Source organism: Rhizobium sp. NLR22b (genome assembly GCF_019685295.1).
Lineage (GTDB): Bacteria > Pseudomonadota > Alphaproteobacteria > Rhizobiales > Rhizobiaceae > Rhizobium.
This window is the reverse complement of the sequence record NZ_JABDWM010000007.1, coordinates 16,829-36,921: the sequence shown is the minus strand read 5'-3', so window position 1 is coordinate 36,921 and position 20,093 is coordinate 16,829. Positions and strand designations below refer to the sequence as shown.

18 protein-coding genes, 1 pseudogene and 1 riboswitch are annotated in these 20,093 nt (G+C 61.3%); of the genes and pseudogenes, 11 read left to right on the top strand and 8 right to left on the bottom strand.

Features of this window, described 5'->3' with window-relative positions; translation table 11 throughout:
- Positions 1-208 precede the first annotated feature (208 nt).
- A riboswitch (FMN riboswitch) is annotated at positions 209-351 on the top strand.
- A gap of 79 nt (positions 352-430) precedes the next feature.
- Both HJC00_RS12960 and HJC00_RS12955 read left to right on the top strand, forming a co-directional pair.
- Positions 431-865, top strand: a complete 435-nt coding sequence (locus tag HJC00_RS12960; RefSeq protein ID WP_210630831.1) for a 6,7-dimethyl-8-ribityllumazine synthase — start codon at positions 431-433, stop codon at positions 863-865.
- Positions 866-1,165: 300 nt separating this feature from the next.
- On the top strand, positions 1,166-1,855 hold the full coding sequence (locus HJC00_RS12955) for a VOC family protein (protein WP_210630830.1): 690 nt from the start codon (positions 1,166-1,168) through the stop codon (positions 1,853-1,855).
- 132 nt (positions 1,856-1,987) lie between these two features.
- Here the strand turns inward: HJC00_RS12955 and HJC00_RS12950 are convergent, their stop codons facing one another.
- Together HJC00_RS12950 and HJC00_RS12945 are read right to left on the bottom strand one after the other, a co-directional pair.
- Complete coding sequence (locus HJC00_RS12950; RefSeq protein ID WP_221164142.1) at positions 1,988-2,764, bottom strand: DUF1194 domain-containing protein; 777 nt, start codon at positions 2,762-2,764, stop codon at positions 1,988-1,990.
- Between the two features lie 219 nt (positions 2,765-2,983).
- Positions 2,984-3,886 (bottom strand): LysR family transcriptional regulator, encoded by a 903-nt coding sequence (locus HJC00_RS12945; protein ID WP_210630828.1) that lies wholly within the window; start codon positions 3,884-3,886, stop codon positions 2,984-2,986.
- 186 nt (positions 3,887-4,072) lie between these two features.
- Here HJC00_RS12945 and HJC00_RS12940 point away from each other — a divergent pair, with 186 nt between their 5' ends.
- Positions 4,073-4,798, top strand: a complete 726-nt coding sequence (locus tag HJC00_RS12940) for an SDR family NAD(P)-dependent oxidoreductase (protein ID WP_221164141.1) — start codon at positions 4,073-4,075, stop codon at positions 4,796-4,798.
- On the top strand, positions 4,792-5,280 hold the full coding sequence (locus HJC00_RS12935) for a RidA family protein (RefSeq protein WP_221145424.1): 489 nt from the start codon (positions 4,792-4,794) through the stop codon (positions 5,278-5,280). The genes HJC00_RS12940 and HJC00_RS12935 overlap by 7 nt, the downstream gene beginning before the upstream one ends.
- Before the next feature lie 54 nt (positions 5,281-5,334).
- On the opposite strand, the gene HJC00_RS12930 is transcribed toward HJC00_RS12935, so the two are convergent.
- Positions 5,335-5,874: a Pycsar system effector family protein gene (locus tag HJC00_RS12930; RefSeq protein WP_210631596.1), complete on the bottom strand. Its 540-nt coding sequence runs from the start codon at positions 5,872-5,874 to the stop codon at positions 5,335-5,337.
- A 130-nt stretch (positions 5,875-6,004) separates the two neighbouring features.
- On the opposite strand from HJC00_RS12930, the gene HJC00_RS12925 reads away from it, so the two are divergent.
- The 4 genes from HJC00_RS12925 (at position 6,005) to HJC00_RS12910 (ending at position 13,951) form a co-directional block, all read left to right on the top strand.
- Positions 6,005-9,721 (top strand): FecR domain-containing protein, encoded by a 3,717-nt coding sequence (locus tag HJC00_RS12925; RefSeq protein ID WP_311044176.1) that lies wholly within the window; start codon positions 6,005-6,007, stop codon positions 9,719-9,721.
- The gene (locus HJC00_RS12920) at positions 9,721-11,688 is read left to right on the top strand and encodes an adenylate/guanylate cyclase domain-containing protein (RefSeq protein ID WP_221145425.1); all 1,968 of its coding nucleotides are present in this window, start codon (positions 9,721-9,723) and stop codon (positions 11,686-11,688) included. Before HJC00_RS12925 ends, HJC00_RS12920 begins: the two co-directional genes overlap by 1 nt.
- Positions 11,689-12,241: 553 nt before the next feature.
- The gene (locus HJC00_RS12915; protein WP_210630823.1) at positions 12,242-12,799 is read left to right on the top strand and encodes a DUF308 domain-containing protein; all 558 of its coding nucleotides are present in this window, start codon (positions 12,242-12,244) and stop codon (positions 12,797-12,799) included.
- A 171-nt stretch (positions 12,800-12,970) separates the two neighbouring features.
- The gene (locus HJC00_RS12910) at positions 12,971-13,951 is read left to right on the top strand and encodes an SDR family oxidoreductase (RefSeq protein ID WP_210630822.1); all 981 of its coding nucleotides are present in this window, start codon (positions 12,971-12,973) and stop codon (positions 13,949-13,951) included.
- Positions 13,952-14,517: 566 nt separating this feature from the next.
- On the opposite strand, the gene HJC00_RS12905 is transcribed toward HJC00_RS12910, so the two are convergent.
- Entirely contained in the window at positions 14,518-15,270 is a 753-nt protein-coding gene (locus tag HJC00_RS12905; protein ID WP_221164140.1) for a nucleotidyltransferase domain-containing protein, read from the bottom strand.
- Positions 15,271-15,542: 272 nt separating this feature from the next.
- On the opposite strand from HJC00_RS12905, the gene HJC00_RS12900 reads away from it, so the two are divergent.
- Together HJC00_RS12900 and HJC00_RS12895 are read left to right on the top strand one after the other, a co-directional pair.
- The gene (locus HJC00_RS12900; protein WP_210630820.1) at positions 15,543-16,238 is read left to right on the top strand and encodes a fumarylacetoacetate hydrolase family protein; all 696 of its coding nucleotides are present in this window, start codon (positions 15,543-15,545) and stop codon (positions 16,236-16,238) included.
- 10 nt (positions 16,239-16,248) lie between these two features.
- Complete coding sequence (locus HJC00_RS12895) at positions 16,249-16,770, top strand: gamma carbonic anhydrase family protein (RefSeq protein ID WP_221164139.1); 522 nt, start codon at positions 16,249-16,251, stop codon at positions 16,768-16,770.
- A gap of 187 nt (positions 16,771-16,957) precedes the next feature.
- On the opposite strand, the pseudogene HJC00_RS12890 reads toward HJC00_RS12895, so the two are convergent.
- Positions 16,958-17,607 (bottom strand): annotated as a pseudogene (locus tag HJC00_RS12890) (isoprenylcysteine carboxylmethyltransferase family protein).
- A gap of 214 nt (positions 17,608-17,821) precedes the next feature.
- A complete protein-coding gene (locus HJC00_RS12885; RefSeq protein ID WP_210630817.1) occupies positions 17,822-18,223 on the bottom strand; it encodes a hypothetical protein in 402 nt (133 codons plus the stop codon).
- 311 nt (positions 18,224-18,534) lie between these two features.
- On the opposite strand from HJC00_RS12885, the gene HJC00_RS12880 reads away from it, so the two are divergent.
- Positions 18,535-18,906 carry a hypothetical protein gene (locus tag HJC00_RS12880; RefSeq protein ID WP_210630816.1) on the top strand — a complete coding sequence of 124 codons (372 nt, stop codon included), beginning with the start codon at positions 18,535-18,537 and terminating at the stop codon, positions 18,904-18,906.
- Positions 18,907-18,926: 20 nt separating this feature from the next.
- On the opposite strand, the gene HJC00_RS12875 is transcribed toward HJC00_RS12880, so the two are convergent.
- A complete protein-coding gene (locus tag HJC00_RS12875; RefSeq protein WP_221164138.1) occupies positions 18,927-19,325 on the bottom strand; it encodes an ester cyclase in 399 nt (132 codons plus the stop codon).
- A gap of 68 nt (positions 19,326-19,393) precedes the next feature.
- A complete protein-coding gene (locus tag HJC00_RS12870) occupies positions 19,394-19,969 on the bottom strand; it encodes a transglutaminase-like cysteine peptidase (RefSeq protein ID WP_210630814.1) in 576 nt (191 codons plus the stop codon).
- Between the last annotated feature and the right edge of the window lie 124 nt (positions 19,970-20,093).

The window sequence follows — 20,093 nt, the reverse complement described above, 5'->3', positions numbered from 1 at the left end:
CTCAAATGGAGCGAGGCGCCCGCCGCGATTCCCCTTCTCCCCAGCGGGGAAAAGAAGCCCGGCAGGCAGATGAGGGGCGGGGAGCGAAAGCGATGAACGCCTTGAGCTGCAGCGAAAGGCAAATGGCCATATTAGAGGACACACCAACGCACCCATCCGGAAACCATCTTACCCTATTGCCAGCCCGCCGCCTTGCCCCTATTGTCCGCGCCGTTCTCAGGGCGGGGTGAAAGTCCCTACCGGCGGTATGCAGTTTCGATTGCGAGCCCGCGAGCGCCTTCCTCGGAAGGGTCAGCAGATCAGGTGAGATGCCTGAGCCGACGGTCATAGTCCGGATGAAAGAGAACGTGCGCTGCTGCTGCCCTCCGGGCTGGCGGCGGATGCTCGTGATCGCCTTGGGTGATGTGTCTGTACGCCAAAGGAGATTACCATGACACCCACCCGTTATGCCTTCGTCAAAGCCGGCTGGCACGCCGATATCGTCGACCGTGCGCTTGAAGGCTTCCAACAGCTTGTTCCCGCCGAACAGATCGACATATTCGATGTCCCCGGCGCTTTCGAAATGCCGCTTTTGTCGCGCGATCTTGCCGCGACCGGACGTTACGCCGCCGTCATCGCCGCTGCCTTCGTCGTCGACGGCGGGATCTACCGCCACGAATTCGTCGCCCAGGCCGTCGTCGACGGCCTGATGCGTGCCGGCATGGATACGGGCGTGCCGGTGCTATCCGTTTCGCTGACACCGCACCAGTATCAGGAGACGGAACACCATACCCAGATCTATCGCGCGCACTTCGTCGAGAAAGGCCGCGAGGCGGCACGCGCCGCCCTGATGATCGGCAAAACGCGCGCCGCCCTTGCGGCATAGAAGCCCGCGCGACAGGCGCAGGATCGGTCCGCTATCCCCCAACTGACGAAGTCGGCCAACCGCTCTTTCGTCATGCTCGGGTTTGTCCCGAGCATCTACATCAGGTGCAGCAGATCATCGGCCAAGGCCGAGGACGACGCCAAATAGAGGACGGGCTTGTCGACAAACTGACGGCGGGAGAAGCCCGCCGTCTTCTCCAACAGCAGAATAATTGATTCGACGCCCACCCCACGCTGTGGTCCACTCGATCCCGACATGTATCGCCATTCTTAATGCGTCCAAACCTCAAGGGAGCTGAAGATGAGCAATGCAATGCGCAGTGAAACCCCCATCGAAATTCCAGAAACACGGCCGATCGACACCAAGCTCGAAGTGGTCGTCATCCCCGTTTCCGACGTCGACCGCGCCAAACGCTTTTATGAGAACCTGGGCTGGAGGCTCGACGCCGACTTTGCCAATGATGTCGATTTCCGGGTGATTCAGTTCACCCCGCCGGGCTCCGGCTGCGCCATCATCTTCGGCAGGAACGTCACGGCCGCCGCCCCCGGCTCAGCGCAAGGGCTCTACCTGATCGTCTCCGACATCGAGGCCGCGCGGCGCGATCTCATCGCCCGCGGCGTCGAGGTGAGCGAGGTCTTCCACGACGCATCGGGCGTCTATGCCGGCACGGACGAGCCCTATCTCTTCGGCCGCCTGCGCGTCGCCGGCCGCGACCCCGAGCACCGCAGCTACCGTTCCTTCGCCTCCTTCAAGGATCCGGATGGCAACGGCTGGTTGTTTCAGGAAGTCACCACCCGCCTGCCGGGACGCATCGACGCCGATGAGACGGCCTTCTCGACATCGAGCGACCTTGCGGCGGCACTCCGCCGCGCCGCCCAAGCCCACGGCGAACACGAGAAACGCAACGGCGGCAAGCATGACGAGAACTGGCCGGACTGGTACGCCGAATACATGGTCAGCGAGCAGGCCGGCAGGCAGCTGCCGTTGTAGGTTGCGGCGACAGACGCTGGGAGTACCCGCTTCGCCTTCGAGCCCCTCAGGGCGAGGCTTCTTTCCTTTCTAGGGGTGCCATGCGGCACCCCCGTCTCTGCTCGTCCCAAGTCGCGCGCCATAGCCCGCACCTCATCGATCAAATATATCCCGCCACTGCTTCTCGCCGATCAGACAATCCGTCGTCGGCGCGTCGGCGGCGATCCTCTCCACCCCAGGCGACGGGGAAATGCCGCTGATCTCGAGCACCAGCTTTCGGCGCACGGCGATGGCGAAATCCTCGATCTTGTTGACCGGCAGCACGAAGCTGCCGGGGCCGCCGATCACGCAATCGGCATAATATTTGTCGAGCCCGCCGGGTGCATCGGAAGGACGCAGCATGATGGTCAGCCCGTTGATGATCATGCCTGATGCCACCGCCTTGTCGCGGGCGGGTGTGACAGGATCGCCGGAATTGTTGGGGCCGTCGCCGGAAATGTCGATCACCTCGCGCCTGCCGCGAAAGGGACCGGTGATGATCATGCTGGCGCCCTGATCGATGGCGGTGGAGATCGAGGTGCGTCGTTGCGTGGCGATCGGCCGGGCATCGAGCTTGTCGGCGAAAGCGATCGCATCCGCTTCCGTCTCGATCACCTGCCAGTCGATCATCGAATCCTGGACGACATAGCCAGCCCATTCGAAATAGCTGATGGCAATGCGGCCGGTGAGACCGCCCTTGACCGCATCGATGAATTCCTTATGCTTCAGCGCCTCGACATAACCGTCGCGCTGAATGCCGATCTCCTCGAAATCCATGGACCGCGAGGTGTCGACGGCAAGCACAAGCGTCACGTCGACCTCGTTTCCGCCCGCCCCAGCTGCCGGCGCGACGCCGGTAATAGCCATGAGCACAGCAAGTGTCGTCAGCATCGGCAAATCCTCGTCAGGAAGCGAAGAAACTGTAACACAGCTTGCGGAGGTGCGGGTGCTCGGACGCGCCGGCGGTTTCAATTTTCAGTGATGACAAAGCGCCAGGCGCGCCAAATTGAGGGTGTCGAAATCGTGGCGCCTGTGAGTGCTCGTTTGGCGTATTCCCGGGCCTTATGTCAGGCCTGCTATGGGACATCTGTCCCTTATGCCATCCCGCATTCAGTGGAGCGGCAACCACAATGGGCTTTTCCATGTCTTCAGCGCTTCCAGAAAGACCTGAAGGCGCAAGGGCAGGAAGCGCCGGGTGGGGTATACGGCATGTACGAAGATTTCCTCCGACGACCAGTCGGGCAGCAGGCGGATGAGCTCACCTCTCCGGATTTCGTCGTCGCAATAGGTCGAGGGCAGCAGCCCGATTCCGTGGCCGCGATAGGTAAAGGCGCTGACTGCATCAAAATCCCGGCTGGAGACCGGCCCCTTAACACGGACGTCGATCGCTCGCCGACCGCTGACCAGATGCCACTCCCCTTCGCCGTTGCGGCCGTTCAGGAGCACGCAATCATGATCCCTAAGGTCCTCCGGCTTCGAAGGAAGCGCCCGGCCTTCGAAATAGCTGGGTGCGGCGACGAGATATCGGACGCTCTTGCCGAGCCGTTGCGCGACGATGGAGGAGTCCTTCAGCTCGCCGAAACGGATGGCGAGGTCGATATTTTCGGCGATCAGATCAAGAAACAGATTGGTGACGAAAAGATCGATTTGAATATCGGGATAGATCTTCAGAAAACAGGAGACGAATTCGTAGAAGGGTTCCTGCCCGAAGATCACCGGAACGGAGATCTTCAACAATCCCTCCGGCTTTCTTTGCGTTTTCGTAAGAGCCTGCTCGGCGTCCACGAGATGAGCGAGCGGCTCGCTGCACCTATTGTAATAGGCCTGCCCCTGCGCGGTAAGACTGAGCTTACGCGTCGTGCGCTGGATGAGCGTCACACCGAGCTGTTCTTCTAACGATGTCACCTTCCGACTGACAGTTGAAACGGGCATGCCGAGGGAATGGGCCGCACGGCTGAAACTCCCGTACTGCGCCACCTTTACGAAAACAGCGATGTCGTTGAGGTCCGCCATGCCTTCACTTTTGCATCATTGCAAAAGAGAATCCAGATATTTCCATCTAATCGAGCAATAGGGTTTTCGCCATATTCACCTTGCGAAAACACACCAACCGATGGCCGGCGCTAAGGCGCCGGCCCATCTCGAGCGACCCGCCCTCGCAAGGCTCGTGTTGCCCGAACCAGATTAATGGAGTTCAACATGACCAAGCAAAAGACAGTCATCATTACCGGGGCCTCCCAGGGTATCGGAGCAGGCCTCGTCAATGCCTTCGTCGAACGCGGCTACAACGTCGTCGCCACCTCCCGCCAGGTCAGCGCGTCGGATGCTCTCACGGCTTCCGACAGGCTGGCCCTCGTCGACGGCGACATCGGCGATCCCGAGACTGCGGCCCACGTGGCCAAAACCGCGATCGACCGTTTCGGCTCGATCGACGCGCTCGTCAACAATGCCGGCATCTTCTTGGCCAAGCCGTTTGTCGATTTCACGATGACGGATTTCAGGACGTTGTCTTCGACCAATCTCGAAGGTTTCATCCATCTGACCCAACTGGCCGTCAGACAGATGCGCGCACAGAAGTCAGGCGGCAGCGTCGTCAGCATCACGACGCCCTTGACCGATCATCCGATCGCCGGCTTCTCCGCTTCGGTGTCGATGATGACGAAAGGCGGCATCAACGCGATCTCCAAGAACTTGGCGATGGAATATGCGAACGAGAAAATTCGCTTCAATATCGTGGCTCCCGGTGTCGTGGACACGCCGCTGCACAAGGACAATCCGAAGGATTTCCTGAGCACGCTGTCGCCGATAGCTGGCATTTCAAATGTCGATGAGATCGTCGAAGCGGTCCTCTTCCTGACGGAAGCCCCGCGTATCACCGGGGAGGTGCTGCACGTCGACGGCGGAGCACATCTGGGCAAATGGTAAACCATCGAAAAGCGCAGGCAGCCAGCGCGGAACGGCGGCTGCAGGACCTCGGCATCACGCTTCCCCCGCCGCCGACGCCGTTCGGGGCCTATGTCGAGGCGATCCGGACAGGCAAGCTGGTCTTCTTCAGCGGCATGCTGCCGGTCATCGACCGCAAACCGCGCTATATCGGCCGCGTCGGCGGTACGCTGACGGCCGAAGACGGCAGGAAGGCAGCCGAAACGGCGACGCTCAGCGCCCTCGCCGCCGCCAGAGAGTACCTCGGCTCGCTGGACAGGGTCGTCAGGGTCGTCAAGCTCGGCGTCTATATCGCCACCGAAGGCGATTTCCGCGACCACCCGAAGGTCGCTGATGGAGCATCCGAAATGCTGCTCCAGGTCTTCGGCGAGGAAAGACTCTCCGGCCGCGTCGTCCTCGGCGTCGCCAGCCTGCCCTTAGGTGTGCCGATCGAGATCGAGTTCGTCCTCGAAGTCGAAGATTGAATGATCAGGGCGCGCCTCGGCGCGCCCCGCATCCCTGGCATCGCCGCCTCACCCTCACCCGGCAATCAAAAGCAAGACATAGGCGATCACGCTCACCATCAAGCCACGAAAGGCGAAGGTGACGCAGCGATATTTGTTGCAGGCGATGGCAGAGAGGATGTTGGCGTTTTCAAAATACTGGTCGAAGAGGTAGCGCTCGTCACGGCGAACAGCGGCCTCGAAGAACATGTCGCGATGCTTGGGCCAAGAGCCCCAGAACAGCGAGGTGGAGGCGCCGAGACGCCGCGGCAGCACGACAAGAATCGCCGACAGGATGGAGAAGACCGAGGCTGCGGCAAGCAGGCCGGAAAACAGTATGCTGCCCGGCGTGCCGCCTGTGTAGCGCCCCAGGCTGAAGACGGCCCGCACCTCGCTGGAACTCACCAGAAAGGCAAGCATGAAAGTAAAGATATAGGCGGCCTTCTGATCGGATATCTTGATCTGATCATAAAATATGTCGTTGATTTTCTTGATATGATCGAAATACTCGGTGCTGACGTCCCCGCTTGAGGGATTGCTCAGCATTACCTCAGTGGCATTTTCAAACTCGCTCACCTGAATACTCCGTACCCCAAAGTGTTTCCCTGATATTACACTCCTCGGCGAAAGCAAGAACACGTGTGCAACATGCTTGACTTTTCCACTCTACGCGGACAAAGGGGAAGCGGGGTATGGGGTCGAGGACATGCGGGGTTATTCCAGTAACATCTGTCGCATCGGGATGGCGCTTGCGTTTGCCGTGCCCGGTTTCGGGCTGCCGGCGATGGCTGATCCCGTGCCGCGCGCCACGCCGGTCGCCGGCTCGGTGATCGCCCGAAAGACCGGCGAGGAAGTGCGATTCATCGACGTGTCGGACTGGCGCGTCGTTGACATCAACCAGGATCTGTTGACTGGCGACGTGCTGCGCACCAATGCCAATGGCCAGCTCGCCATCGTCTTTTCCGATCATACGCAGGTGCGACTCGGCCGCAATTCCTCCCTGCAAGTCAAGAAGATGGCCGCAAGCGGCGATACGGTGCTCAATCTCCAATCCGGCACCATCTGGGCACGCGCAGAGCGCGGCGGCCAGGGCCTGACCGTGGAAACACCGGCCGCCGCCGCCGCGATCCGCGGCACCGACTGGACGATGACTGTCGAGGGCGCCAAGACCTCGATGATCGTGCTCGAAGGCCGCGTGGCGCTCTCCAACCCGCAGGGCAGCGTCGAGGTCAGCGAGGGTGAAGGGGCAGTCGCCACCATCGGCCAGGCGCCGCACAAGATCATCAGCGTCAATCCCGACGACCGCGAGCAAATGCTCTTCTATCTGGACCTGCGCGACGGCTTCGACCTGATGCCGACCTCGCCATTGCGGGCCGACCGCATGGCGACGGAGCGCCGCCGCCTGCTGGCGCTGCCGCCGGAGCGCCGCACCACCGAAGACTGGCTGGAACTCGCCGAAGTGCAGAGCGCCTTCGACGGACGCCAGGCCGCAGCCGCAACACTAGAGAATATCCGCGGCCGCAAGCTGACGGCAGCCCAGCAGGCACGCATCGACCTGATCGACGCCACCGTCGCCGGCTCTGAAAAGCGCTATGGCGATGCCGCCAAGCTCTTCCAGAAGGCCCTGCCGCATCTCGATCCGACACGCCGCAACATGGCGCAATATGGCGCCTATTTCGCCCGCTCGCTTGCCGATCCGAAGCATGCCGAACCGCCGCCGGCCAATACCACCGGCCCCTACGGCGCCATCATGCAGGCCTATACGGCCGGCTTCCTGCAAAACCCGCGCGCAGCTCTCGAGATCATCAAGAAAGCCGAACAGCGCTATCCCGACGATCCGACCCTGCCGGCGGTCCGCGCCCAGCTGGCGCAGCTCACCGACGACCGCGAACAGATGAAGGAGGCGATCGAACGCTCGCTGGCGCTCGACCCCGACCATCCGATGGCGCTCTCCGCTCGCGCGAGCTACAAGGCGGTTTATCAGAGCGACATCAACGGCGCGCTTGCCGATCTGAACCGCGCCATAGCACTTGCCCCCGGCGCATCAGGCACGCTGAATTCGCTCGGCCTGCTGGAGAGTTCGCGCGACGCCAATGGCGAAGCGGAAAAGGCCTTCAAGAAGGCGATCGAGCTCGATCCGCAGGACCCGCTGCTGCACGCGAACTTGGCAATCCTCTATCTCGACCAGGGGCGGATGAAGGAGGCCAAGCGCGAGATCGATACGGCAATCGCCCTCGATCCATCCTTCGATCTCGTCCTGCTCGCCCGCGGCCGCTATTACCTGCAGACCGGCGAGCGCGACAAAGCATTGCAAGATCTGCTTGCCGCCAGCACGGCCAATCCGGCGCATTCGCAGTCGCAGTTGATGCTCGCTGCCGCCCATTACGAAAAGGGCGACCGCATTCCATCCCAGCAGGCACTCGACAATGCCGACCGCCTCGACAAGAACGATCCGGCTATCTCGGCATTCCGCACTGCCGTCGATATCGACGATTACGACGCCGACGGCGCGATCCGCAACGCGCAGGAGTTCCTGCGCCGCTCGCGCGCCCGCGGCGGCGATTACAGCGGCCTCGGCGCCAATGCGAGCGCCGGCTCGACGCTGAACGACGCCTTCCGGCTCCAGGGGCTGGATGCCTGGGGCCGCTATTACGGCGATGCGGTTTTCGATCCCTTCCAAGGCAGCGGCTATATCGATCAGTCGATCAAGGGCAGCATCTTTCCTTTCGTCAACGCGACGAACTTCAGCGACGACAATATCATCCAGAACCGCGGCAACGCGTCGAGCTACTCATCCTTCATCCAGGGCCTGCTGATCTCTCCGCACATGCTCTCCGGCCGCTCGCGCTCGGCAACCCTATTCGACGTGCCCTTCATCGAAGGCTCGCTCGGCGGCGGCATCAACAGTGTCGACGGCCATACAAGGCGCATCGGCGAAGCCGATATCCAAGGCTATTCAAACGCGACGATCCCGATCAGCTTCTACGGCAATCTGACCTGGGAAGAACTGGCGCTCGACCGCGACTACCGGGATTTCGGCGGTGTCCAGACGGATAACAAGCTGCTGGGCGCCAACGGTTATCTGACGGCAACAGTCACGCCTGACGATCGCGTAGTAGCCTTCGTCAACCATGGCAAGAACGATGGAACCCTGAATGCGTTGTCCTCAAACACCGGGTTCATGGAACTCCTGTTCCGTGTCCCTATCGCGCTGCCTCTCTACACAACAGAGCAGACCGCACGAGAAACCACATATGCCGGCATCGGCTGGAGCCATACGTTTGCCTATGAAAACGTGTTGAATGGAGCGTTGCTTTATTCAAGAAGCAAATCGACCACGAACAGCGCGCTTGATGTCGACGTGGACCCGGTGTTTATCGGCGCAGGGGTTCCCTTCGTCATTCCCTTTACCAACGTCACTCAGGAGATCGAATCTCATACCTATATCGGCGCTTTGAGCCATTCCATAGGTGCCGGACCTTTGACATTTCGCTACGGCATCGAAGGCGGCTGGATGGATGCCAGCAGCAGCGTCGATACGACGCTCCTGGGCTTGACAGCTCCTCCCGATCGTACCGAGAATACCATCGATATCGGCCGCGCCTATGTCGATGTGCTGCATGAGATCACGCCCGATCTCAAGGGCGAATACGCCTTGTTCGCCACGCGCATGGAGGGGGACGGCATTGATATCAGCCGGCTGGAGCCGCGCTTCGGTCTTGCCTGGGCGCCGGTTGAAAACCATTGGCTGCGTGCTGCCTTCATGCGTCAGAGCTTTGATACCACCGTGCCGACTCTTTCCCCGATCGGCGTACTTGGGCTGCAGGCGAACCAGTTTTCGAACAATCTGCAAGGCTATACGGATACGGTCGCCCTCCAGTGGGATGCCGAATGGACCGACCGTTTCTTCACGTCAGTGGAGTACCAGCATCAGGAACTGCATGATTTCTCGATCGATTTTCCGCTCATCTCGCTGCCCTCGGATACGAGTCTGCCGATCTCGCGCGGCCGCATCGATCGCGCTGCCGTCACCGCCAACGTCGTGCTCGGCCATGGTTTCGGCCTTTCCGCCACCTACGCCTACATGGATTCGGAAAACAGGGATCCGCTCGAACCGATCTACGGCGGCCCCCTTCCCTTCATACCGCAGAATTCAGGACAGATTGCGCTGACCTGGGTCAACGAAGCCAAGGTCAAGGCGACGGTTGCCGCCAACTATATCGGCGAGCGCGACGGCGATCGGTTCGGCACCAAACTCGACGATTATTGGAGCCTCGACGCCCACTTGGTCTGGGAGCCCTTCGACAAGCGCATGGAGCTGGAAGCGGCCGCCTATAATCTGCTCGACGAGGACTTCGAGATCACGCCCGGCGTGCCCGGCTGGGGCCGCGCCTTCAAGGGCACCCTCAAAGTCCGCTTCTGATGCGGGTGCGGGACAAGCCCCTGCAGGCCAGGCAGACCAGGAGCCGCCATCTCAGGCTGCTGGTGCTATCGCTGACCACGCTGATCGCCATCTTGCTCCTGTCGCGCCTGCCCGCCTGGTCGCTGCTGGAGCTCAGAAGCTTCGACTATCTCTCGACCGTCGACGACCCCCGTCCGCCACCCGGCGGACCCGTCATAGTGGCGATCGACGAACCCTCGCTTGCCGATATCAATGCGCAGTGGCCCTGGCCGCGCAGCCTGCATGCCGAGCTCATCAGCCAACTGCGCGCCGCCGGCGCCCGCGTGATCGGCCTCGATATCATCATGGCCGAACCCTCTACATCTGATAATGACGCGGCGATCACCAGGGCGGTCGGCCCCGATGTGGTGCTGGCCGGCGACGAGACACTGATCGAGACGCCGCAGGCCTCGCAACTGATCCGCGCGACACCCCTGCCGCAAATGATCGAAGCGGGCGCCGTCACCGGCATCGCCTCGATCGATCTGAGCGGCGACGGCATCTTCCGGCGCATCCCGGGCTATGAGGATGGCTTCGCGGCGATGCTAGCAAAGGTCTCGGGCGTGGCGCCCGAAGCGCTGCCGGCTGGCCGGCTTATCCAATCCTTCGGCCCGGCCCGCAGCTATCCCACAGTCTCCTATTACCAGGCGCTTGACCCGAAGAACCTGTTGCCGCCGGGCTACTTCAAGGACCGCGTCGTGCTCGTCGGCTTAAGCCTGCAGAACGCACCTGCCATCGACAAGGGCGGTGTCGATGCCTTCGCCACACCCTATACAGTTCACACCGGCAAGCTGGTCTCCGGCGTCGAAATCCAGGCGACGATCTACGACAATATCCGCGGCGGCCTATCGATCGCCGAGGGCCGGCTGCCGACGGTTGCCGCCTGCATCCTGGTATCGGTGCTGCTTGCCGCCGCCACCGTCTGGCGCTCAACGGGCTGGCTGACGGTGGTGAACAGTGCGGCGGCGCTCCTCGCCTTCGCGGCCGTCAGTGCCGCCGGCATCCGACTTACCCATGTCTTCGTTTCACCGCTCGGCCCGACCGTCGCCTATATCTCCGTCGTCTTCGCCCAGGCCGCCTTCGATTTCGCCGAGGAGCGCCGCAACAAGCGTCAGATCACCCGCGCCTTCGCCCAATACATCTCGCCTGATCTTGTCAAGCGCCTGTCGAGTGACCCGTCGCAGCTGAGGCTCGGCGGCGAGCGGCGCACGCTTTCGGTGCTGTTCTCGGACGTACGCGGCTTCACCACGATCGCCGAGACGCTGAAGGACGATCCGGAGCAGCTGACCGGCCTGATCAACCGTCTGCTGACGCCGCTTTCAGACGTGGTGATGGATCACGGCGGCACGATCGACAAATATATGGGCGACTGCATCATGGCCTTCTGGAATGCGCCGCTCGACGACCCCGACCATGCGCTTCACGCCGTGCGCGCCTCGCTCGCCATGCAGTCGGCGATTTCCCGGCTGAACGGGCAGCTGGAGCGGGAGGCGGCTGCACTCGGCCGCAAGCCGCATGTTTTGAAGATGGGCGTCGGCATCAACACCGGCGAATGCATCGTCGGCAACATGGGCTCGACCCGCCGCTTCGACTATTCCTGCCTCGGCGACAGCGTCAACCTCGCCTCCCGCCTTGAAGGCGCATCGAAGAATTACGGCGTGGCGCTGCTGCTCGGAGAAGAAACCGCCAGGCTGGTCGCTGACACCTATATCGTCGTCGAACTCGACCGCATCATCGTCAAGGGCCGCACCGCCCCCTCACCCGTCTTCACCGTCGTTCACAAAGCCGACGCCAAAGCGCTGGCCGCCCACCAGGCCTTCATCGACGCCAAATATTCCGCCACGCTCGCCCCGTCGGACCCGGTCTTCGACAAGCTGTCTGCCGATATTCCCGAGCTTGCCGGTTATTATGCGATCGTCAGGGATGCGCTGACGGAAGGCGGGGAGTAATCGCGCAGCGACAGTTGTGCACAGATGCTCCTCCAGGAACCGCTCGTTTTCCCCAACGCTGTTCCTTTGCATCCATCCAGCCTTGGCGCACCCGCCTCGCCCTTCGAGGCCCCTGCGGGGACCTCAGGATGAGGCTCTCTTGAGCTTCGGCGCGGCATCCTCCAACGCGCTCCTCATCCTTGTACGTTGCCGTTGCTGTATAGTGGCGTTGTGCGACTGGGATGCCTATTTCAGGTGGGAGTGGATGGGCGTGCCGCGTGGCACCCCCTCTGTCCTGCCGGACATCTCCCCCACAAGGAGGGGAGATCGGCTGGGCGTAACGGCTTCCCCAAACAACTAAAGCACCATGATTGTCGCTGCCGGCTGGGAAGGAGCGACGGTCAGGCCACTTGCCAATCTCCACCCTAGTCGGGGAGATAACGCCTCCCTTCTGGTAGATAGATTGTCAAGTCTTTCGGTGCATCGCGGCATCACAAGAAGGTGTGCGGCCGAGACGTTGACTCTCGTTTTTATTTACCTACTAGTAGGATGGCAATTAGAAAGGAATCTGCCGATGCAAACTCAATCTTCCCCCCAGTCCGACTGGCTGAGATCCTATTATTTCATCCGTGCCGCCTTCTCCGTGATCTGGATTGCCGCCGCCATTCTCCTTGCCCGGCAGCCAAGCGCCGTGGCCTTTCTGCTGGTGATCTATCCCCTGTGGGATGCGCTGGCCAATCTGGTCGACACCAGGGTCAATGGCGGCCTGCAGGCCAACCCGTCTCAGACGTTGAATGTCGCCGTCAGCACCGTCACGGCCCTCGCCGTCGTCATCGCGCTCGGCCACAGCACCTACGCGGTCCTGACCGTGTTCGGGGCCTGGGCGATCCTTTCCGGCCTGTTGCAGCTCTATACCGGCGTCAGGCGCTGGCGCATCTACGGCGCCCAATGGGTCATGATCATGAGCGGCGCGCAATCGGCCCTTGCCGGCGGCTTCATGATCAGCCAGTCCTTTGCCGCCGCCGCGCCGAATATCCTCGATATCGTGCCCTATGCCGGGTTCGGCGCCTTCTACTTCCTGCTGTCCTCGGTCTGGCTCGTCGTCGCAGTCCGTCGCAAGGCACGTGCATAAACGGCCCCGGCCACACGGCGGCAATCTCGGGGCATCCATCGCCACCGGCGGGGGTCGGGCACCAGCCACTCCCATGCTCTCGGCAGCACACGAGATTGGGGGAGACGCCCCCCTTCTTTCCGGCTATTAAGAGTGACCGCATATCCCGCCCACAGGCCCTGAGGTCACTCCATGGCTTTGAAAGTCCTCTTCATTGGCGGCACCGGCCAGATCTCCCATCCATGCGTCGAACGCGCCGTTGCCGAGGGCCATCATGTCAGCGTCTTCAATCGCGGCCTGAGAAGCACAGCCTTGCCTGACGGGGTAACCCCGATCGTCGGGGAACTCGGATCGAGCGCCTATGCCAATCTCGCTAAAGCGAACTATGATGTCGTCTGCCAGTTCATCGCCTTCACGCCAGATCAGGTGGCACGTGACATCGAGGTCTTCGCCGGAAATTGCCGCCAATATATCTTCATCTCATCGGCCTCGGTCTACGAAAAACCGCCGCGTCATTACGTGATCACCGAGAAGACCCCGGCGATCAATCCTTACTGGCCGTACAGCCAGGCCAAGATCGCCTGCGAGGAACTGCTCAGGAAATCCGGTGATCTTGCATGGACGATCGTCCGCCCCAGCCACACCGTCCGCACCGGCCTGCCGATCATGATGGGCGACAGCGACATCATGGCGAGGCGCATGCTGGACGGCGACCCCATCATCGTGGCCGGCGACGGCCACACTCCATGGACACTCACCCGCTCAGTCGATTTCGCGGTGCCTTTCATCGGCCTTTTCGGCAATCGCGCGGCGCTCCGTGAAATCTTCCACATCACCTCGGACCGCGCCCACATCTGGAACGATATCCAGAAGACCATCGCAAGATTGCTCGGCGTGGAGGCCAAGATCGTCCACGTGCCGACGGACACGCTGATCAAGTACAATCCGGATTGGATCGGCCCCCTCCTCGGCGACAAGGCTTGGACTGCGATCTTCGACAATTCGAAGGTCAAGCGCGTGGCTGGCGACTTTACCTGCGCCGAGAGCCTGGACGAAATCCTGGCCGACTCTATCATGCACCTCAAGCAGCGCCTGGCGAAGAGCCGCCCGCCGAAGGGGGAGCTGGATGCGTTGATTGATAGGATTTGCGCAGAGCAGAGTGCTCTTGGTTAGGTCTGCTCTTTAGGGCTGAGGCTCAAGGTCAGATAGAATTTAAGTCAGCATCTCCAAAAGGGCCGAGGGCGAACGGAGGAGGCCTCCCACCACGACCCCTACAAGACCAAGTGCCAACGCTCCCACAAGCCCGTGACTTTGCCAGCCGAAATAGGCACCTGCTGCGGTAGCTGTAACAGTGACCGAAATGTTCCACACGATCGCCACCAGTGACATCAACCGGCCCACAGCTCATTGCTTCTTTTTCGTCACGGTAGAAATCATCCTCCAAGCCCTTGATGGGTCTGATATAATAATCAACCTTCCTTCCCACCAGATAGGCCCCCGCGCTAATTCAGGACATACGCTCAAGAAAGCTATCCCTGTTTTCAAGGCATCGGCTTCCAAGGCTGTCACGCGATAGCCCAACGTCTGTTTTAACGCGCGGCATTCTCCAGCGCTTTTTATCAGGCGCGGCATCCTCCAACATCCCTCATCCTGAAGGCGCGCAGGCCAAAGGCCGGAGCCCGAAGACAGGGCGCAACCCTGCTTCTTGCCTACATCCGACACCGGCGCACCGCTCGCGCCTATTCTCGCCGCCGCGCCTCCACAGGAGCCTCCTGCCTGAAGCAGTCGAAAAAGCGCCCGCCATGCAGGGCAATTTCCCGATCGGCGAGAGCCAGGAACCGGGCGCCGTCACCCTGCACCGCCAGTCTGAACGCGGCATCGAAGTCTGCTGCCAGTTCCACATCGAGCTCCCGCAGGAGCCGCGGCGCCCACTTGCCGCGACCAGCCCATGCGCCGCGCCCGCGCAGCATCAAATCGGCGAGCTTCTGATAGAGAAGCGCGGCGATGGCGGCAATCTCTTCAGGCGGGCGGTGGCCGCGCAGGTCATCGGCGAGATCGGTGACCTGATAGCGCAGCATATCGTAGCTCGGGCCATCGAGAGGCTTCGGCCCTGCGGCAAGAACGCTCGCCGCCTTCGCCTGGATGAACCGCGCACGCTCGATGTCAGGCCCGACGATGCTGCCCGTCGCAACCATATGGACCATGATGGGACAGCCGCCCTCCGCATGCTGATGGAGATAAAACGCCAGCGTCTGCGGATCATGGACGAAGGCTTCGACCGGAAAACGGTCTTCGGTGAAGGATTCCCGCCAGGCCCGCTCGAGCGACGGAAATACAACGACGAGATCGATGTCCGAAAACTCGGTCCCCTCACCGCGCATGATGGAACCGGAAACATAGGCGAAGGCGGCCCCGGCATAACGGCTGGCCAGAGAGCGGCAGGCGGTGGCAAGCGTCCGCTCGGCAACAATTTGTTTCCCGATATCGTCCATGTTCTCGTCCTCGAATGCGGGAGACGAGCGGCAACAAAAAACCCGCTCGTTTCCGGCGGGTTGGTGTCTTCTGCGATGAACGGAATTCAGTTCACGCGTCTGCCACCCGCCGCCAAGCGGTGGTCGTAGACGTCGTGGAGACTGCGAAAATCCTGCTCATGGACGTAAGTTATCGCCCGCCGGCAACAGCGTCAATCCGCCAAGCACGCTTCCCCGCGACACTGTTTTCCGTCTAAGATGAGCCTAAGACTCGTTGAACAGGAAGCCCCGCCATGCCCCATCCCGCCACCGTCATTCCGCGTCCCGCACCGGTTTTGCTGCCGGTTGATGGCAGCGACGAGCGTTTTCCGGTGCGCCGCGTCTATTGCGTCGGGCGTAATTATGCCGACCATGCGATCGAGATGGGTCATGATCCGAGCCGCGAGCCGCCCTTCTTCTTCCAGAAGAACGCCGATAATCTGCTGCCGCCTGGCAATGCCTTCCCCTACCCGCCGCTGTCGAACGACGTGCATTACGAGGTGGAATGCGTGCTGGCGCTGAAATCGGGCGGTGCGAACATCCAGGCCGCGAATGCACTTGACTGCATCTACGGCTATGCCGTCGGCATCGATTTCACCCGCCGCGACCTGCAGGGCGAGGCCAAGAAGCTCGGCCGTCCCTGGGAACTCGCCAAGGCCTTCGAACATTCCGCCCCCCTCTCGGCGATCGTGCCGGCGAGCCGCCTCGGCCATCCCGCCGACGGCCGGATCTGGCTGGAGCAGAACGGCAGGCGCGCCCAGGACGGCGACCTCAACCAGATGATCTGGAAGGTGCCGGAGATCATCGCCGAACTGTCGAAGCTCTTCGTACTGGCGCCCGGAGACGTGATCATGACCGGCACGCCGGCCGGTGTCGGCGCGGTTGCCAGGGGCGACCGCATCACCTGCGGCATCGAGGGCGTCGCGATGCTCTCCGTCGACATTGTCTGAGGAGAGACCCATGCCCGTCTACGCCCTCGGCGGCCTGACGCCGAAACTGCCGCCCGCCGGCCTCCACTGGATCGCGCCGGATGCGCATGTGATCGGCGATATCGAACTCGGCGAGAATGTCGGCATCTGGTTCGGATCGGTGCTGCGCGGCGATAATGAGAAAATCACCATCGGCGCCGGCACCAATATCCAGGAAGGGGTGATGGCCCATACCGACATGGGCTTTCCGCTGACGACAGGCAAGGGCTGCACCATCGGCCACCACGCCATCCTCCACGGCTGCACGCTCGGCGACAACGTGCTGATCGGCATGGGTGCGACCATTCTCAACGGCGCCAAGATCGGCAACAACTGCCTCGTCGGTGCCAATGCGCTGGTGACGGAGGGCAAGGAATTCCCTGACAACTCGTTAATCGTCGGCGCACCCGCCCGTGTGGTGCGGGTGCTTGACGAGGCGGCTGTCGAGGGTATTCGCCGCTCGGCGGAAAATTATGTGGCGAATTGGCAGCGGTTCGGGCGGGATCTCAGGTAGATTGCGTGATTGCCGGTGGCAGCCCTCGCGGCCCTCATCGGAAAGCAAGCCTAGCGGCTGGCTGGCAACCTCGGACTTCGCGCAGGCCCGGCCACACGGCATACTGATCAACCCTCATCCTCGGATGCGCAGGCGAAAGGGCCGGAGCCTCGAAGGACGAGGACCGGTCACAGGCGCTTGAAACCGCTCACCAAACACCGGGAATCCACCGCCAGCGCACCCGTTCCATATACTCCGCATATCCTTCAAGCCCCTTGCGGGGATCAACGCATAGATCGACGCGAGTGACAGCGCTGTCCCGGCGGCGAGCAAAATGGCGGTTGCATAGCCGGGGTGGCGGATGACGGCGTAGGGGCCGCTGTCGATCACCTTGTGGTCGCGGTCGGTCTGGATGCGCACCGTCGGCTCGAAATGCCGGTTGACCGATTGTGCCCAGGTGAGGCCGAGATAGCCCGCGCTCATCACGAGATAGCCGAGGACAACGACCCACCAGGGTTGCGGCGCCCAGTGGAAACGGCCGTCATCGAACGCGCCGACCGGAAGAATGGCGGCAAAGAGAATGATCGTCAGCGTCGCGACCACGGCGTCCCAGCGCTTGGTTCCCTTCTGATATCGGCTACGCGCCGCAAACAACTCCGGATTCGTCCGCCAGATCCAGACGAGCGCGATTGCTGTCAGCGCCACGAAGAGGCCGAGAAAGATCCAGCCGCGCGGCCAGGCGAACGTGCCGGCGGGCCAGAACAGTGCGACAATCATCACTGCAACGGTTATCGCGAGCGATCCGAGCGACGGCGCCGCCGCAAACGAGCGACGCGGCCGGCTGTGTTCCTGCGTCATGACCGTTTTTCCGTTCCACCGGGCAAGCGCCTTCTGCTGTCGGCAGCGGCCGCAAAAGTCTGACTGTCCTACGCCTGATTTAGGAAGTGAAACGCGCGCAACAACCCGTGGCGAGACGGCAAATGAAACCGCCCCGATAACAGGCGTAATTGTTTCCGCAGTTGCGTGGCCGGAGACTGCCGTTGCGGCAGGATTGGATATTGCTGAAAAACGCCTATTCGGCCGCTTCCAAGAACTGGTTCTCGCCCGACGAAGCGGCAAGCGCCCGAACCTTGGCTTCCGTCTTGGCGATCAGCTGATAGAATTCGTCCTGTGCTTCCACATCCAGCTGAATGACGGCATTGACGTCATCAGGGGTATCGCAAACACAGGCAACCGCCGAAATTGGACAGATGCCGCCGGGATAACGCTTACCGGTCCCCGTGTAGGCACGACGGCCCCAGCGCTCGGAATACACCGTTTCCTCCCGATCGAGATGGAGGATCGTGCCTTTACAGGCGGTCACGATGGCCGCCTTGCCGTAGGCGAACCAATGATAATTCAGCTTCCGGAGAATATATTTGCCAGTGATGTCTTCGCCAGCCAGTTCGGCAGGGTCTTCTATCATTCGGATCATGAGAGCGTCCTCAACATGAGAGCAATATCCGTCATCTCTACTTGCCTCGCAAGTCGAAAAGTGCAGCTTTTGTAGTAGCTTAGTCACAAAGTGTTTCTGATTCTTACATCTTGCACGCGCCAGGCAGCTTGCTGGCCATGCAATCCATCGTCGAATTTCCTGCCTTTGCACCCGATTCCGCCTTTTCCAGCGGGCAGCCAAGCCGCCTTGCGTTTTCCCGTTGAGGCCCAATATATCAAACCTGGATCGGCCAATCAGCCGTCGGATGGCGGCTCAACTGGTCCGCCGGTTCACACCAGCAGGAGTGCCCCATGGTCGAAGCCGTCAACCGCATCTCCTCCACGGCCGCGTCCGAGCCCACCAAGGTCGGCATCAGCACCTCGATCGGCTCGGAACCCGACAATGCCTGGGTTGCCGCCCGCCAGTCGCAGATCACGGCCGATCAGCACGCATCCAAGGGAGCCGCGGAGACGAATGGTGCGGGCACTCTTGTTCCGCATGCGGATCTGCTTGTCGACCACGAGGAGCATCCACGAAAGCAGCATGGGCATGCGCGATCGGGCGAAGGGGAAGAGGCCGGCGAAGACGCGGAACAGCCGCTCCTGTCTGGTGAAAGCGAGCGGATCGGCACCCGCAATTTCGACGACGATACGCCTTTCGGCGAGCGCGTCGCCATCCTCTGACGAAGTCCCGCTCCGCCGTGTCACAGCCCGTCCACAAGCTGAGCTTCGATCGCCGCCTTGTCGATGACCGACCAGACTTCGATGATTTTTCCGCCGCGAAATTCGTAGATCACGTTTTCGGTAAAGGAAAGGTGCCTGCCGTTCACATCCAGCCCGAGAAATTTTCCTTTCGGCGAACAGTCGAAGCCCAGACGGCAGGCAACGTAAGGCGGATCTATAAGAAGCATTCGCACATTGAAAGAAAGATCGGGAATCAGATCGAAATCCCGCACCAGCATGGCGACATAGCCCGCAAGTCCAAGCCGCCGGCCATTACGGACCGCATCCTCGTCGACGAACTGGCCGAGATCGGGCCAGTCCTGCCGGTTCAGGCAGGCGATGTAGCCTCGGTAAAGATCGGCAAGTTCGGCTTTGGTCACGAACGAATTCCTTGCTCGGCTGAAGCATTCGGCAGCGGCGGCGAACGCGCCGACTCGCGGCTTTCAGCTCAGGAGAACTCGCCGGCGCGGGGACCGGCAAGCGTCACGCGCCAGCCTGTGCGCGACTGGAAATCCTGGGTGGCCAAAAACGTGTAACCCGTCGTGCGCCAGGGCTTCACGGTGCTGGTCAGATTGTCGAGCACATAATCGCCGCCGGCCGTGCGGGCAATCAGAACGACGTGGTTCTGATCATGCGGTCCGATCACGACGGAAAGCGCCAGCCTGTTCGATGGAAAACCCGCCTCGATCAAGTCCTTCATCTTCTGCAGCGCATAGTCCTCGCAGTCGCCACGGCCGGCAGCTGGCAGTGACCAGACATCCCCATTTCCGGATGACGAGCGATCTTCCGCCGAAACGATACGTCCGTTTACGGCACGATTGACCTTTTGAAGAAGCGCTATTCCCGCCTGCTCGTCCAACTGTTGCGCCACCGTCCTGCCGCACAGCCACTTGTACTTGGCGCAGGCCGCAGCGAATCCCACCGGTGCGCCGATGCTTCGCGTCACGGGCAGCGATGATCCCGCAACTGCCTGAAAATGCGGAACAATTACCAAAAATATCGCAAGAGAAAGGAGACGCTTCATGGCCGATTCCTTCTGTTCGTAACGGGAGAATATCACGACCAGTATAAAAATTTATTAAAATTTTATACTTGCGAATTTAACTCTATTTGGCGATAGAAACAGATTAACCATTGTTTATTCTTCA

Coding starts and splice junctions, on each gene's coding strand:
- HJC00_RS12885 (WP_210630817.1), bottom strand. CDS start 18,223: ATGATCCGAATGATAGAAGACCCTGCCGAACTGGCTGGCGAAGACATC.
- HJC00_RS12880 (WP_210630816.1), top strand. CDS start 18,535: ATGGTCGAAGCCGTCAACCGCATCTCCTCCACGGCCGCGTCCGAGCCC.
- HJC00_RS12920 (WP_221145425.1), top strand. CDS start 9,721: ATGCGGGTGCGGGACAAGCCCCTGCAGGCCAGGCAGACCAGGAGCCGC.
- HJC00_RS12950 (WP_221164142.1), bottom strand. CDS start 2,764: ATGCTGACGACACTTGCTGTGCTCATGGCTATTACCGGCGTCGCGCCG.
- HJC00_RS12905 (WP_221164140.1), bottom strand. CDS start 15,270: ATGGACGATATCGGGAAACAAATTGTTGCCGAGCGGACGCTTGCCACC.
- HJC00_RS12945 (WP_210630828.1), bottom strand. CDS start 3,886: ATGGCGGACCTCAACGACATCGCTGTTTTCGTAAAGGTGGCGCAGTAC.
- HJC00_RS12910 (WP_210630822.1), top strand. CDS start 12,971: ATGGCTTTGAAAGTCCTCTTCATTGGCGGCACCGGCCAGATCTCCCAT.
- HJC00_RS12935 (WP_221145424.1), top strand. CDS start 4,792: ATGGTAAACCATCGAAAAGCGCAGGCAGCCAGCGCGGAACGGCGGCTG.
- HJC00_RS12960 (WP_210630831.1), top strand. CDS start 431: ATGACACCCACCCGTTATGCCTTCGTCAAAGCCGGCTGGCACGCCGAT.
- HJC00_RS12940 (WP_221164141.1), top strand. CDS start 4,073: ATGACCAAGCAAAAGACAGTCATCATTACCGGGGCCTCCCAGGGTATC.
- HJC00_RS12915 (WP_210630823.1), top strand. CDS start 12,242: ATGCAAACTCAATCTTCCCCCCAGTCCGACTGGCTGAGATCCTATTAT.
- HJC00_RS12900 (WP_210630820.1), top strand. CDS start 15,543: ATGCCCCATCCCGCCACCGTCATTCCGCGTCCCGCACCGGTTTTGCTG.
- HJC00_RS12955 (WP_210630830.1), top strand. CDS start 1,166: ATGAGCAATGCAATGCGCAGTGAAACCCCCATCGAAATTCCAGAAACA.
- HJC00_RS12870 (WP_210630814.1), bottom strand. CDS start 19,969: ATGAAGCGTCTCCTTTCTCTTGCGATATTTTTGGTAATTGTTCCGCAT.
- HJC00_RS12895 (WP_221164139.1), top strand. CDS start 16,249: ATGCCCGTCTACGCCCTCGGCGGCCTGACGCCGAAACTGCCGCCCGCC.
- HJC00_RS12925 (WP_311044176.1), top strand. CDS start 6,005: ATGCGGGGTTATTCCAGTAACATCTGTCGCATCGGGATGGCGCTTGCG.